At 71.7% G+C, this 14,308-nt stretch carries 12 protein-coding genes; 7 read left to right on the top strand and 5 right to left on the bottom strand.

Annotation, left to right across the window (positions count from 1 at the left end):
• From Q9R47_RS18840 to Q9R47_RS18830, 3 genes are all read left to right on the top strand, one after another.
• On the top strand, positions 1 to 2,063 hold a 2,063-nt coding region (locus tag Q9R47_RS18840; protein ID WP_311234690.1), incomplete at its 5' end, for a hypothetical protein.
• Between the two features lie 91 nt (positions 2,064 to 2,154).
• On the top strand, positions 2,155 to 3,771 hold the full coding sequence (locus tag Q9R47_RS18835; protein ID WP_311234689.1) for a gamma-glutamyltransferase family protein: 1,617 nt from the start codon (positions 2,155 to 2,157) through the stop codon (positions 3,769 to 3,771).
• 208 nt (positions 3,772 to 3,979) lie between these two features.
• Positions 3,980 to 4,465, top strand: a complete 486-nt coding sequence (locus tag Q9R47_RS18830; protein ID WP_311234688.1) for a hypothetical protein — start codon at positions 3,980 to 3,982, stop codon at positions 4,463 to 4,465.
• Between the two features lie 62 nt (positions 4,466 to 4,527).
• On the opposite strand, the gene queA is transcribed toward Q9R47_RS18830, so the two are convergent.
• From queA to Q9R47_RS18805, 5 genes are all read right to left on the bottom strand, one after another.
• Positions 4,528 to 5,637: a tRNA preQ1(34) S-adenosylmethionine ribosyltransferase-isomerase QueA gene (gene queA / locus Q9R47_RS18825; protein ID WP_311234687.1), complete on the bottom strand. Its 1,110-nt coding sequence runs from the start codon at positions 5,635 to 5,637 to the stop codon at positions 4,528 to 4,530.
• Positions 5,638 to 5,786: 149 nt separating this feature from the next.
• The gene (locus tag Q9R47_RS18820) at positions 5,787 to 6,086 is read right to left on the bottom strand and encodes a hypothetical protein (protein ID WP_311234686.1); all 300 of its coding nucleotides are present in this window, start codon (positions 6,084 to 6,086) and stop codon (positions 5,787 to 5,789) included.
• 98 nt (positions 6,087 to 6,184) lie between these two features.
• A complete protein-coding gene (locus Q9R47_RS18815) occupies positions 6,185 to 6,970 on the bottom strand; it encodes a fumarylacetoacetate hydrolase family protein (protein WP_311234685.1) in 786 nt (261 codons plus the stop codon).
• A 97-nt stretch (positions 6,971 to 7,067) separates the two neighbouring features.
• A complete protein-coding gene (locus Q9R47_RS18810; protein ID WP_311234684.1) occupies positions 7,068 to 8,036 on the bottom strand; it encodes an AraC family transcriptional regulator in 969 nt (322 codons plus the stop codon).
• The gene (locus Q9R47_RS18805) at positions 8,033 to 9,331 is read right to left on the bottom strand and encodes an HD-GYP domain-containing protein (protein WP_311234683.1); all 1,299 of its coding nucleotides are present in this window, start codon (positions 9,329 to 9,331) and stop codon (positions 8,033 to 8,035) included. Before Q9R47_RS18805 ends, Q9R47_RS18810 begins: the two co-directional genes overlap by 4 nt.
• A gap of 184 nt (positions 9,332 to 9,515) precedes the next feature.
• On the opposite strand from Q9R47_RS18805, the gene recG reads away from it, so the two are divergent.
• The 4 genes from recG (at position 9,516) to ubiA (ending at position 14,296) form a co-directional block, all read left to right on the top strand.
• Complete coding sequence (gene recG, locus Q9R47_RS18800) at positions 9,516 to 11,642, top strand: ATP-dependent DNA helicase RecG (RefSeq protein WP_311234682.1); 2,127 nt, start codon at positions 9,516 to 9,518, stop codon at positions 11,640 to 11,642.
• A gap of 141 nt (positions 11,643 to 11,783) precedes the next feature.
• A complete protein-coding gene (locus Q9R47_RS18795; protein ID WP_311234681.1) occupies positions 11,784 to 12,749 on the top strand; it encodes a LysR substrate-binding domain-containing protein in 966 nt (321 codons plus the stop codon).
• 41 nt (positions 12,750 to 12,790) lie between these two features.
• Positions 12,791 to 13,315, top strand: a complete 525-nt coding sequence (locus Q9R47_RS18790) for a Dps family protein (protein ID WP_311234680.1) — start codon at positions 12,791 to 12,793, stop codon at positions 13,313 to 13,315.
• 93 nt (positions 13,316 to 13,408) lie between these two features.
• Entirely contained in the window at positions 13,409 to 14,296 is an 888-nt protein-coding gene (gene ubiA, locus Q9R47_RS18785; protein WP_311234679.1) for a 4-hydroxybenzoate octaprenyltransferase, read from the top strand.
• The last annotated feature ends 12 nt before the right edge of the window (positions 14,297 to 14,308 follow it).

The raw sequence follows: 14,308 nt of genomic DNA, 5'->3' as shown, positions 1-14,308 counted from the left end.
CGTCGCCATCGCCGGGCACGCAGCACTCGCCCCCGAGGGCGGCCCTTCCCGTGCGGGCACGCGACTGGCAGCCGCCCATGAGCGACAGGGCGGCGGGCGCGGTGGTCGACGAGGCCATGACGTATTTCCAGAAGTTCGAGAAACTCATGGCCGACCCGCAGGTGAGCCAGGACGTCACCGCGCGCATGCTGCCCGGCGCGCTGAAGGCCGCCCGGCGCGCGCTGGAGGCCATTCCCCATCTGAACATCCACCAGCTGCACAGCGTGCAGGGCGAGAAAGCCCGGAGCTATCTCCCGCAGAAGCAGGCGGTCCTGGCCAGCGATCTCGCCGGGGTGCTGATCGATACCTTCGATGCGAAAGATGCCGGGGGCAAGCTCCAATGGCGCATGCGCGCGGCCGAGGCGGCACGCACGGAGACGGCGCCGGAGTTCGACCAGGAACTCGTCGAGTACCTGAAAAGCCTGGACGGGACCCTGGCGCAGCTCGAGCCCTGCATGGACGCCGCATCGTCGTCGATCCGGCTCCTGGGTGCCAGACCGGATCTCAAGGCCAGCGAGGGGATGGCCCAGTGCCTCCGGGAGGCCGTGGTCAGCCTCACCGAGATGCGGCTGAAGCGGATCGAGCGGCACCTGGACGGCATCCGGCTGTGCATCCAGCGCCTCGGCATGGCGCCGGAACTGAAGGCCACGCCGGCCGAAAGCGCCCTCGGCGCACTGAAAGCCCGCGCCGCCGTCCAGGAGGAACTGCTGGACGTGCTGGACGTGCTGCTGGATGCGCGCGCCCCCGCATCGCCGGAAAAGGTGGTGCAGCTGCAGGGCCAGCTGGACGCGCTGCTGGGCGCTGCGCGCAACTTCGTGGAAGTGGCGGGCGCACAGTTCGCCGACGGGGGCGACGATCCGTCCGCCGCGACGGTGCGCCTGGCGCCGTACATCCTGCACGCCGTCGCGCGCATCGCCAGCGAGATGGAGGATGCCCTCGGTGCCTATAAGTTGCCGCGGTCCGTGGCCCGGCACGTGCACGGCACCACCTACCTCGGCGTGGCCGTGGGGCTGGAGGCGGCGCGCAGTCCGGAGCGCAGTCCGGAACGCAAGGTACGGGGCACTGCCGCCCGGGGCGCGGCGCCCGGCGCGCCCGCTCCCCCGGCCTCCCTGACGCGCCCCTCCCGGCAGGCCGAGGCCGCCGCCGCCCCCTCCCGTCCGCGCAAGGCCCCGCCCGGCGGCGGCCGGCCTTCCGCTTCCGGCGCTGCGTCCGCGTCTTCTTCCGGTGCGCAGGAGCCCGCGCACGGGGCCGTGCTGCAACTGGCGCGTGACCGCCTGGGCGCGTACCGGCGCCCCCCCGAGGCCACCGTGGCCCGGCTGGAGGACGTGATCGCGTTGGGCGGCTCGCTCGGCAAGGACACGTCGGTGCTGGAGGCCTACCGCAACGCGGGCAGCGATCCGCTGGAAGCCGGCAGGCAGATGCGGCTGGCGCTCGACGGCTGGTTCGGCCATGCGGGCCGCTGGGCCGGCCTGCACGAGCAGCTGCGGTCGCTGCCGGGTGCAGCGGGCGGGGCCGGCGGGGCGGAGGCGAAGGAACTCCTGAGGAAGATCGACCAGGAACGCATCCAGCCGCTGCGGAAGCTGCATGCGCAGATCGACGCCCTCGAACTGGACCGGACCAGGACTTACCCGCACCCGCGGCTCAAGCACCTGCAGCACCTGATGGACTCCGACCCGCAGGGCGGCAGCGTGCGGGTCGGGGCGCCGCGGCGGCTGCGCGCCCAGGGCGACGCCGACGGGCGGCGCGGCACGCTCTTCGAAGTGGAGCTGCGGCCGGGACCGCTCGCGAACGGCCAGCCCGCGCCGCCGCTCTACGTGCACCTGCACACCCGGCAGCCGGTCACGGCCGAGGCCTGCCGCAGCATCGCCTTCGACGACCTGGACGCCATCCACGTGAAGAACGCGGAGCAGCGGGGCCGGGGCCGTACCTGGGAGCTGCTGAACGACGCCCTGGACAGCGTACACCGCGGGCCCCTGGACGCCAGGGTGCTGGAGCAGCTGCAGGAGCGCATGGCGCGGAGCTGACGCGGCCGCCAGGGCTTTGCGGCCAGGGGCCTTCCCCTCGCGCCGCACCTGCAAGAATGCCGTCTCCATCCGCACATGAAGGAGACAACGCATGACAGCACCCCGCGGCGAACACGCCATCGACTGGAACCAGCCCTACGCCTCGCACCGCAGCGCGGTCATGGGCCGCAACGTCGTGTCCACCTCGCAGCCCCTGGCCGCCCAGGCCGGGCTGCGGATGCTGCAGGCCGGCGGCAACGCGGTGGACGCGGCCCTCGCGGCGGCGATGGTGCTCACCGTGGTCGAGCCGACGGGCTGCGGCATCGGCAGCGACGCATTCGCCATCGTGTGGGATGGCGAGGAACTGCACGGCCTGAACGCCTCGGGGCGGGCCCCCGCGGCCTGGACGCCCGGCTACTTCGCCGAGCGCGGCGGCATCCCCGAAATGGGCTGGAACGCCGTCACGGTGCCGGGCGCCGTCTCGGGCTGGGTGGCGCTCTCGCGGCGCTTCGGCCGCCTGCCTTTCGCGCAGCTCGCGCAGCCGGCCATCGATTACGCGCGCGGCGGCTTCGCCGTATCGCCCACCATCGCGCGGCAATGGGCGCTGGGCGCCGCCAAGCTGGGCGGGCAGCCGGGCTTCGCCGAATGCTTCATGCCCGGCGGCCGCACGCCGCGCGCCGGCGAGATCTTCCGCAGCGAGGCCCATGCCCGCACGCTGGAGCGCATCGCCGCCACCGAGGGCGAAGACTTCTACCGGGGCGAGCTGGCGCGGCAGATGGCCGCGCATTCCCGCGCGAACGGCGGCGCGATGACCGAGGAGGACCTGGCCGCCCACCAGGCCGACTGGGTGGGCACCGTGAGCCGGCGTTTCGGCGATTCGGTCATCCACGAGATCCCGCCCAACGGCCAGGGCATCGCGGCGCTGATGGCGCTCGGCATGCTGGACGCGCACGGCATCGGCGCGCAGCCCGTGGACCATGTGGAGACCGTACACGCGAGCATCGAGGCGATGAAGCTGGCGCTGGCCGACCTGTACCGCCACAACGCCGACGCGGACGCCATGCGCGTGGCCGCGCGCGACCTGCTGTCCGACGCCTACGTGCGCGAGCGCGCCGCGCTCATCGACCCGGCCCGCGCGGGCGACCCCGGCCACGGCACGCCGCGCCCCGGCGGCACGGTGTACCTCGCCGCGGCCGACGAGAGCGGCATGATGGTTTCCTTCATCCAGTCCAACTACATGGGCTTCGGCTCGGGCGTGGTGGTGCCGGGCACGGGCATCAGCCTGCAGAACCGCGGCCACTGCTTCACCGCCGAGGCCGGCCACGCGAACGAGGTGGCGCCGCGCAAGCGCCCCTCGCACACCATCATCCCGGCCTTCGCCATGGACGCCGACGGCGCGCCGCGCATGGCCTTCGGTGTGATGGGCGGGCCGATGCAGTCGCAGGGCCATGTGCAGATGGCGCTGCGCGTGCTGCGCTACGGCCAGAACCCGCAGGCCGCCGCCGATGCGCCGCGCTGGCGCGTGACGGGCGGCCGCGGCGTGGCCGTGGAGCCGGCATTCGACCCCGCCGTGGTCGAGGCGCTGCGCGCACGCGGCCACGAGGTGGCGGTGGAGGCGGGCAACGGCGTCTTCGCATTCGGCGGCGCCCAGCTGGTGCTGCGGCTGGACGGCGGCGCCTATGCGGCGGGATCGGACCCACGCAAGGACGGGCACGCCGTCGCGTACTGAGCCGAGGGAAGGGGCGAGGGGCGGGAGAGCGGGCGACGCTTCGCACCGCCGCGCGGGGTTTCGCACGGGCCCTGCGCGGAAACGGCAGCGCGCGGACCATGGCATCCACATCCGCAATGCGGAAACCAGCGGATGCCGGTGCCTGCGCTCCATCGCGTGGAGCCCGGCCCGGCGTTCCCCTCCAACCCACTTACGACACATTCCCACCATGAGAAGATGTTTCATCGGTTCCGGCAGCAGCAGCCGCGCGTCGCGCGCGCAAGAGCATGAGCGGGCGCAGCAGTCCCGGGAGGCGCCGCGTTCCACCAGCCCGGACAGGAGCGCATTGCTGCACGAGCTCGACAGCAGCCTGCAGGCGCTCTCGCTCAACCGTTCCCGGATCGACGGTGTCCTGCAGCACGAGACGTCCAGCCTGATTCCTCCGCGGGATCGGCAGTCGCTGGAACGGGCCCGCGAGGCCACCGATTACGACCGGTACCGGCTGGGCATGGAGCAGGGCGTGCTCCAGGGTCGGATCACCGGCACCCCGCATTCGGACCCGTACGAGGCGGCCGCCGAGGCCTACCGCGTCGTGAACAGGGCGCACCGCCATCTCTCCCACATCGATGACAGGGGCGTGCTGGACGATCGGGAAGTGGCGCGCGGGCTCTACGAGTCCCATCCGGAGTTCCGCTATCCGGACGCCCGGGACTGACGCACCCTGCGTCGGCGGCCGCCGGGGATTGGTGGGCGCCGCCGGAACGCGGCGAGCCCGCGTCAGCGGCGCGACAGCAGCATCGCGTCGCCGTAGCTGAAGAACCGGTAGCGCTCGGCGATCGCGTGCCGGTACAGATCCATCGCGTGGCCGTAGCCCGTGAAGGCGCTGATCAGCATCATCAGCGTGCTCTTGGGCAGGTGGAAGTTGGTGACCAGCAGATCCACCACCTGGAACGCGAAGCCCGGCGTGATGAAGATGTCGGTATCGCCCGTGGCCTGCCCGCTGCGCGCCCAGGATTCGAGCGTGCGCACCGTCGTCGTGCCCACGGCCACCACGCGGCCGCCGCGCTGCCGGCAGCGCTCCAGCGCCGCGAGCGTGGCCAGCGGCACCTCGTACCATTCGCTGTGCATGCGGTGGTCCGCCAGGCTCTCGGTCTTCACGGGCTGGAAGGTGCCCGCGCCCACGTGCAGCGTGACGCTCGCGCGCTCCACGCCGCGCGCCGCCAGCGCCGCCAGCACCCCTTCGTCGAAATGCAGCGCCGCCGTGGGCGCCGCCACCGCGCCCGGCGCGCGCGCGAACACCGTCTGGTAGCGCTCCGCGTCCTCGGCCGCATCGGGATCGCCGCCGCCCTCCTGGTGGCGCTCGATGTAGGGCGGCAGCGGCATGTGGCCGTGGCGCTCCATCAGCGCATGCGGGCCCGCGCCGTCGGGGCTCGAGAGCGCGAAGCGGAACAGCGGGCCGTCCTCGTCGGGCCAGCGGCCCAGCAGCGTCGCGCCGAAGCCGCCGCCCGCGGGGCCGCCGGCCATGTGGAGCGTGGCACCCACGGCGGGCTTCTTGCTCACCTTCATGTGCGCGACCACCTCGTTGCCGGCTTCGCCCTGCGGGCCCACCAGCACGCGCTCGATCAGCAGCTCCACCTTGCCGCCGCTGGCCTTCTCGCCGAACACGCGGGCCTTGACCACGCGCGTGTCGTTGAACACCAGCAGGTCGCCCGGCTGCAGCAGGTCCGGCAGCTCGCGGAAGATGCGGTCCACGGGTGCCTCCGCACGGCCGTCGAGCAGGCGCGAGGCGCTGCGCTCGGGCGCGGGGTGCTGGGCGATGAGTTCGGGGGGCAGCGAGAAATCGAAATCGCTGAGGGTGAAGGCGCGGGGGGGCTGGCTGGCGGACATGGGAGGCTTGAGGGCCGGACGGGCCCGTTCCAAGGAGAGGATCAGGAAGACGAAACTTTCGATTCTCCCATGGAGGGGTGGGCGCTTTGCTGGGCCCGGCGCCGGCTCCAGGGCGTTTGATCGCTGATGGGCACCTTGGCACGGGCGACTTACAGGCGGCGGTCTTCGATGGCTTTCTCGCACCGATGCGGATCTGCGATCCCGAAGCGGACAGCGCAGTAGTCCCGGAACGCCTGCTGCCGTGCCGCGTCCAGGGTGTCGAAGGCATCCCTGTCCAGGCCCTGCTGCGCAGGGTTGGTGAAGAGCAGGGTGAACGTGGGGCGCGACTTGAGAAACGGCTCCCACGACTTCCCGATTTCATGGTCCCCTACATATCTTTCGATGCCGACCCAGAGCCAGCTGCTGAGCAGCAACAGGCTGGCTATGGTGAAGGAAGTGCGGCGCTGCATGGCCGCCCCAGTCTGAGGGGCGGACAGAACGCAAGCCATGAGGTTCTTTTCCGGCCTGCATGTCGGGCCGTTATGGGATTGGCCCCGCAGGCTCCGCCTCACACCACCTTCAGCGCCAGATCCGGCAGCCCGTCGATGTGCGCCACCATCACGTCCCCCTTCACCACCGCCCCCACGTTCTCCGGCGTGCCGCTGTAGATCAGGTCGCCGGCCTTCAGCTCGAAGGCTTCCGAGAGCTTGGCGATCTGCTCGGCCACGCTCCAGATCATCTGGTCGAGGTCGGCCTTCTGCTTCACGGTGCCGTTCACCGCGAGGGTGATCGCGCCCCGCGGGAAATGGCCGGTGCGGGCCACGCGGTGGATCGGGCCGATGGGCGCGGAGAGGTCGAAGCTCTTGCCGATCTCCCAGGGCTTTTTCTGGTCCTTCATGTCGCCCTGCAGGTCACGGCGCGTCATGTCCAGGCCCACGGCATAGCCGAAGACGTGCTGCAGCGCCTGGTCGGCCGGGATGTTGCGTCCGCCGCTGTGCAGGGCCGCCACCAGCTCCACTTCGTAGTGGTAGTTGCGGGTCAGGGCGGGGTAGGGGTGGTCCACGGTCTGCCCCGGCGGCACGAACTGGATCGCATCGTTGGGCTTCTGGAAGAAGAACGGCGGCTCGCGCGTCGGGTCCGAGCCCATTTCGCGGGCATGGGCCGCGTAGTTGCGGCCGATGCAGTAGATGCGGTGCACGGGAAACACCTCGCCGCTGCCGGCGATCGGCACCGCGGGCACGGGCAGGGTGAAGGGCGAGGGCGCGGAGGGCGCGGCGGCGACGCTGGCGCAGCCGGCGGCCAGGGCGCCGCCGAGGGTGGCGGTGGTGTTCATGAGGATGTCTCTGCGTTGCATGGGAATGTCTCCTGTGTCCGGTATGGGATGGCGGGCGGCCTCTCGCGGGCCGGTGCCTGCCACTCTAGGCGCGGCGGCGCGCCCCCATGCGGACGATTCAACGCAAGACTTGGACGCGATCGGGGGCGCCGCCGGCCTCGCCCTGCAGTTCGCGCAGCCGCTCCGTGCGCCAGTCGCGCGGGCTCAGTCCGTGCCACTGGCGGAAGCGCCGCGCGAAGTAGGCCTCGTCCGCGAAGCCGCAGCGCCGTGCGATCTCGCCGATGCGCTCGCCGGTGGCCAGCAGCAGCTCCTGCGCCAGGGCCAGCCGGCGCTCGGTGAGCAGTTCGGTGAAGGTGCGGCCGGTTTCCTTCTTGATGAGGTGGGCGAGGTAGTTGGGCGAGAGGCAGGCCGCCTCGGCCGCGCTCGCGAGCGTGGGCTCGCCCGCCAGCTCGCCGCGCAGGTAGCGCAGCACCCGCGCCAGCGCCGCGCGCCGGCTGCCGCGCTGCGCCTGGGTGGCCGCCAGCGCGCGCAGCTCTCCCTCCCAGCGCTGGCAGGTGCGCGCCAGCAATTCCAGCAGGCCGCCGCGGATGCGCGCGGACGAGGCCAGCCGCCGTGCCGTGTTCTCGTGCTGCAGCATCTCCAGCAGCGCCAGCACGGCCGGCCATTCCCCGCTGCCGAAGGTGAAGTCCAGGTGCTCCTGGAACTGGAAGGGGGCCAGCTCGGGCGCGAGCGCCAGGGGCACGTCCTCCAGGTCGAGCGGGTCCACGTGCAGGTCGGGCCAGAGGAAGCGCTGGCTGAAGTTCACCACCAGCCAGCGCGTGCCGGGCGGGTGCGGCACCAGGTGCATGCGGTGGGGCAGCACGAAGCTCAGCGTGCCCGGCGTGAACGGGCGCACGGTGCCGCCGACGTGGTGCTGCGTGGCGCCCGCCAGGTTGGCCTGGATCTGGAAGTATTCGTGCTTGTGCGGCTGCGTGAGCGGTGCGCGGCCGCTCTGGTCGCGGATGTCGAAGTCCAGGTGGCGCGAGCGCTCGACCATCGCGTAGGTGCGCACGGCCGCGGCGGCGCCGCGCGGCGCCGCGCCGCTCATGACGCCTCGCCCTCCGGCAGGGCCCACAGTTCCGCGAGGTCCGGGAACCGCCATTTGTCGGGGTCTTCACGGGCCACGATCTTGTCGGTGCCGCCCGGCTGCGAGAGATCGACGACTTCGGGGGGGATGCGCAGGTCGGAGCGGGTGGAGAAGAACACCCGCACGCGCGGCGAGACGAGCGAGGCCGACTGCTCCATCACCACCCCGACGCGGCCGGAGGCGAGCCGCACCAGCGAGCCCACGGGATAGATGCCGATGCTCTTGACGAAGGCCTGGAAGAGCCGGGCGTCGAAATGCCCGTTTGTCCATTCGGCCATGCGGCGCAGCGACTCGGCCGGATCCCAGCCGCGCTTGTAGGGGCGGTTGGAGGTGATGGCGTCGTAGACGTCGCAGATGGCGGTCATGCGCGCGATCAGGCCGATGTCCTCGCCCGCGAGCCGGTGCGGATAACCGCTGCCGTCCATTTTCTCGTGGTGGTGCAGGCAGGCGTCGAGCACCTCGTCGTCCACCCCGCCGCAGGCCAGCAGCATGCGGTGCCCGTGCTCCGAATGGCCGCGGATGATGCCGAATTCCTCGTCGGTGAGCTTGCCCGGCTTGTTGAGCACCGACAGGGGGATGCGCGCCTTGCCGATGTCGTGCATCAGCCCCGCCATGCCGGCGGTGCGCAGGCGCTCGCCCTCCAGCCCGACCTGCCGGCCCAGCGCGACCATGAGCGCGCACACGGCTACCGAATGCATGTAGGTGTAGTCGTCGGCGCTCTTCAGGCGCGCGAGGCTGATGAGCGCGGAGGGGTTGCGCGTGACCGAATCGGAGATCTCCTCCACCAGGCTGCGCGCCTCGGTGGAATCGACCACCCGGCCCATGCGCGCCTCGGTGAACATCGAGCTCATCGTCTGGCGCGCATGGTGGGTCAGCGCGGCGGCATGGGCCAGCTCCTCGGCCATGCTGGTGGGCGCCGTCCCGTGCGTGCGGGCCTCCGCGCGTGGCCGAGGCTGCGGCGACGGCGGGGGGGCGCTGACCTTGAGCTCCGGCATTTCCTGCAGCTTCTGGAAATCCGTCTCGCGCAGCGCCTCCGCCTCTTCCGGCGTCACGGCCTCCACGCCGGAGGCCACGTCCAGCCCCTTGGACACGTCGATCCAGACTTCCTGGATGGCCGTGCCGTGGATGCGCGACAGATCGGCAGGGTCCTTCAGCACGAACCCCGTGCGCCAGAAGGGATGGTCCATCCACGAGCCGCAGAACTGGTGCAGGTACATGCCCAGGGTGAGGTGCTGTACGCTGATTCGCTTGAGCATGGGAGGACGGGGACGTGTGCGGGCGGGAGAAAGCGGTCGGCCTGCAGACATGTTAGCCTTTCCGCATCCTGCGGTAACGCGACGGTGCTCCGTTTCCATTTTTGCAGGCCTGCCGTTTATTGCCGTCTTCGGCGGGCATCTTCCGTCCGCATTCCCGTCCTGCCGCCGCTCTCTCGTTCCCCGCATGCCCAGCCCCGCGCCCAGTCCCGCCCAGAAAGCCCTGCAGAAGATGGGACTGTCGCGCGACATAGACCTGGCGCTGCACCTGCCGCTGCGCTACGAGGACGAAACGCGCATCACTCCGCTGCGCAACGTGCGCGACGGCGACACCGCGCAGATCGAGGCCACGGTGACGGACAGCGAGGTGCAGCTGCGCCCGCGCCGCCAGCTCGTCGTCACCGTGGACGACGGCACCGGCACCTGCGAGCTGCGCTTCTTCAGCTTCTACCCCTCCCACCAGAAGACCCTGGCCGTGGGCGCGCGCCTGCGCATCCGCGGCGAGGTGAAGGGCGGTTTCTGGGGGCGCCAGATGCTGCACCCGGCCTTCCGGCTGGCGGGCGGGGAACTGCCGGCCGCGCTCACGCCGGTCTACCCCACCACCGCCGGCCTGCCGCAGCCCTACCTGCGGCGCGCCGTCGTGGGCGCCCTGCAGCGCGTGGACCTCTCCGAGACCATCCCCCCCGGCCTGGAGCCCCCGATTCCGCGGTTCCTGGGCGAGGGCGGCGGCGGCCGCGCCTGGTGGACGCTGCGCGACGCGCTCGTGTTCCTGCACCACCCCGCCCCCGACGTGGCCCTGGCCACGCTGGAGGACCACAGCCATCCGGCCTGGCAGCGGCTCAAGGCCGAGGAGCTGCTGGCGCAGCAGCTCTCGCAGCTGGAGGCCAAGCGCGAGCGCGACCGGCTGCGCGCCCCGGTGCTGCGGCCCGTGCCGGGCGAAGAGGGCGGGCCCGCGCTGCACGAGCGCCTGCTGGCCGCGCTGCCCTTCGGCCTCACGGCCGCCCAGCAGCGCGTGTGCGCCGAGATCGCGGCCGACCTGGCGCGCCCGGTGCCCATGCACCGGCTGCTGCAGGGCGACGTGGGCTCGGGCAAGACCGTGGTGGCGGCGCTGTCGGCCGCCGTGTGCATGGACGCCGGCTGGCAGTGCGCGCTCATGGCCCCCACCGAGATCCTGGCCGAGCAGCATTTCCGCAAGCTCATCGGCTGGCTGGAGCCGCTGCTGGCCGAAAGCGGCCGGCGCGTGGCCTGGCTGGCGGGCGGGCAGAAGAAAAAGGAGCGCGCGGCGATGCTGGCGCTGGTGGAGAGCGGCGAGGCCGCGCTGGTCGTCGGCACGCACGCCGTGATCCAGGAGCAGGTACGCTTTCGCAACCTCGCGCTCGCCGTGGTGGACGAGCAGCACCGCTTCGGCGTGGCGCAGCGCCTGGCGCTGCGCCGCAAGCTCGCCGACCAGGGCATGGAGCCGCACCTGCTGATGATGAGCGCGACGCCGATCCCGCGCACGCTCGCCATGAGCTACTACGCCGACCTCGACGTCTCCACCATCGACGAACTGCCGCCCGGCCGCACGCCCATCGTCACCAAGCTCATCGCCGACAGCCGCAAGGACGAGGTCATCGCGCGCATCGGCGCGCAGGTCGCCTCCGGCCGGCAGGTCTACTGGGTCTGCCCGCTGATCGAGGAGAGCGAGGCGCTGGACCTCTCCAACGCCACGGCGACGCACATGGACCTGAGCGAGGCCCTGCAGGGCGACCCGGCGCGCGGGCAGCCGCCGGTCATGGTCGGCCTGCTGCACTCGCGCATGCCGCCCGCCGAGAAGAAGGCCGTCATGGAACTCTTCACCAGCGGAACCATGGGCGTGCTCGTCTCCACCACCGTGATCGAGGTGGGGGTGGACGTGCCCAACGCCTCCCTGATGGTGATCGAGCATGCCGAGCGCTTCGGGCTCTCGCAGCTGCACCAGCTGCGCGGCCGCGTCGGGCGCGGCGCGGCGGCCTCGGCCTGCGTGCTGCTCTATTCCACCAACGAGAGCGGCCGCCTGGGCGAGACCGCGCGCGACCGGCTGCGCGCCATGGCCGAGACGCAGGACGGTTTCGAGATCGCCCGGCGCGACCTGGAGATCCGCGGGCCGGGGGAATTCCTCGGCGCCCGCCAGTCCGGCGCGCCGATGCTGCGCTTCGCCGACCTCGCCACCGACACCGTGCTGCTGGAGTGGGCCCGCGAGACGGCCCCGCGCATGCTCGACGGCCATCCCGAGGAAGCCCGCCGGCACGTCGGCCGCTGGCTCGGGGGCAAGGCCGATTACCTGAAGGCGTGAGCCGGGCCGCACCCGGGGGGCGCTATCCGTGGCAGACTTGGCGGCTGAGCGCGCGGACGCCAGGCCGGCCCTGGAAGAAAGGCCCTGCATGCCCCCTGCCCGGCGCACAATTGCACATTCCCGCATCGCCGTCCTTCAGTCATGACCCTCACAGAACTCAAATACATCGTCGCTGTCGCCCGGGAGAAGCACTTCGGGCGCGCTGCGGACGCCTGCTACGTCTCGCAGCCGACGCTGTCGGTGGCCATCAAGAAGCTTGAGGACGAACTCGAGATCAAGCTCTTCGAGCGCAGCGCGGGCGAAGTCTCGGTGACGCCCCTGGGCGAGGAGATCGTCCGCCAGGCGCAGAGCGTGCTGGAGCAGGCCGCGGCGATCAAGGAGATCGCCAAGCGCGGCAAGGACCCGCTGGCGGGCGTGCTCACGCTCGGCGTCATCTACACCATCGGCCCCTACCTGCTGCCCGAGCTGGTGCGCCGCGCCATCGCGCGCACGCCGCAGATGCCGCTCATGCTGCAGGAGAACTTCACCGTCAAGCTGCTGGAGATGCTGCGCACCGGCGAGATCGACTGCGCGATCATGGCCGAGCCGTTCCCGGACACCGGGCTCGCGATGGCGCCGCTCTACGACGAGCCCTTCCTGGCGGCCGTGCCGTCGTCGCATCCGCTCGCCGAGCGCAGCAGCATCTCCGCCGCCGAACTCAAGAGCGAGACCATGCTGCTGCTGGGGGCGGGCCACTGCTTCCGCGACCACGTCCTGGAGGTCTGCCCCGAGTTCGCGCGCTACGCGAGCAACGCCGAGGGCATCCGCCGCACCTTCGAGGGATCGTCGCTGGAGACCATCAAGCACATGGTCTCGGCCGGCATGGGCGTCACGCTGGTGCCGCGCCTGTCGGTGCCGCGCGACGCGCTGCACACCGGCAGCAAGCGCCGCAAGAGCGACGACACGCACATCCGCTACCTGCCCATCGAGGAGGCCGACGGCAGCCCGCCGCCGATGCGCCGCGTGGTGCTGGCCTGGCGCCGCAGCTTTACGCGCTACGAGGCGATCGCGGCACTGCGCAACGCCGTGTACGCCTGCGAGCTGCCGGGCGTGACGCGCCTGTCCTGATCACCGTTGTTTCCAGCCCATCCATCGAAGGAGTCCATCCCATGGCCAAAGCCCCCGGCAAATCCGCAGCCCGCCCGTCCGCCTCCACCGCGCCGCGCATCAACATCGGCATCAGCGACAAGGACCGTGCCGCCATCGCGCAGGGCCTGTCGCGCCTGCTCGCCGACACCTACACGCTGTACCTGACCACGCACAATTTCCACTGGAACGTGACCGGTCCCATGTTCAACACGCTGCACACCATGTTCATGGGCCAGTACACCGAACTGTGGAACGCCGTGGACCCGGTGGCCGAGCGCATCCGCTCGCTGGGCCATCCCGCGCCGGGCTCGTACGCCCAGTTCGGCAAGCTCACCTCGCTGCCCGACGTACCGGCCGAGCCGCCCCATGCGCTGGAGATGGTGCGCATCCTGGTCGAGGGCCACGAGGCCGTCGCCCGCACCGCGCGTGAACTGTTCCCCGTGGCGGACAAGGCGAGCGACGAGCCCACGGCCGACCTGCTCACGCAGCGCCTGACGGTGCATGAGCAGACCGCCTGGATGCTGCGCTCGCTGCTGGAGGATTGAGCGGCTGGCACGCGCCTTCTGGCGCCGTCGCCGCATCGCCCTCGAGGCCACGCCCGCCCGCCGCGGGCGTTTTGCATTCCCGACCCCCCACCCATGCAGAGCACCGCACCGCACATTCCCCCCCGGCCCCCGCGCCTGGCGCTGTACCTCGACCTGATCCGCTGGAGCCGGCCGGCCGGCTGGCTGCTGCTGCTCTGGCCCACCCTGTCGGCGCTGTGGATCGCGGCCGGGGGCTTCCCGGGCTGGCACCTGCTGGCGGTGTTCACGCTCGGCACGGTGCTGATGCGCAGCGCGGGCTGCTGCGTGAACGACGTGGCCGACCGGGATTTCGACCGGCACGTCAAGCGCACCGCGCAGCGCCCCGTGACCAGCGGCGCCGTGTCGGTGCGCGAGGCCCTGGCCGTGGGCGCGGTGCTCGCGCTCGTGTCGTTCGGCCTCGTGCTCACCACCAACGCGGCCACCGTCGCCTGGTCGCTGCCTGCGCTGGCCGTCACCATCGCCTACCCGTTCGCCAAGCGCTTCGTCTCCATGCCCCAGGCCGTGCTCGGCGTGGCCTTCAGCATGGGCATCCCGATGGCCTTCACCGCGGTGGGCGGCAGCGTGCCCCCGCTGGCGGCCTGGCTGGTGCTGGGCAATCTCTGCTGGGTGCTGGCCTACGACACCGAGTACGCCATGGTCGACCGTGACGACGACCTGAAGATCGGCATGAAGACCTCGGCCATCACCCTGGGCCGCCACGACGTGCCGGCCGTGATGGCGTTCTACCTGGGCTTCGTGGCGCTCTGGGCCTGGGCGCTGGCCCCCTTCGCCCTGGGCTGGCCCCTGCATGCCGCCCTGGCGGCGATGCTGGCGCAGGTGGCCTGGCACTGGCGCCTCATCCGCCACCGCACCCGCGAAGGGTGCTTCCGCGCGTTCACGCGCAACCACTGGCTGGGTTTCACCCTGTTCGCGGGCATCGCCGCGGGATTCGCGCTGCGCTGAAGCCGCGCCGAT

The sequence above is a fragment of the Acidovorax sp. PRC11 genome, assembly GCF_031844105.1.
Lineage (GTDB): Bacteria > Pseudomonadota > Gammaproteobacteria > Burkholderiales > Burkholderiaceae_C > Paracidovorax.
This window is presented reverse-complemented; position numbering and strand designations above follow the sequence as displayed.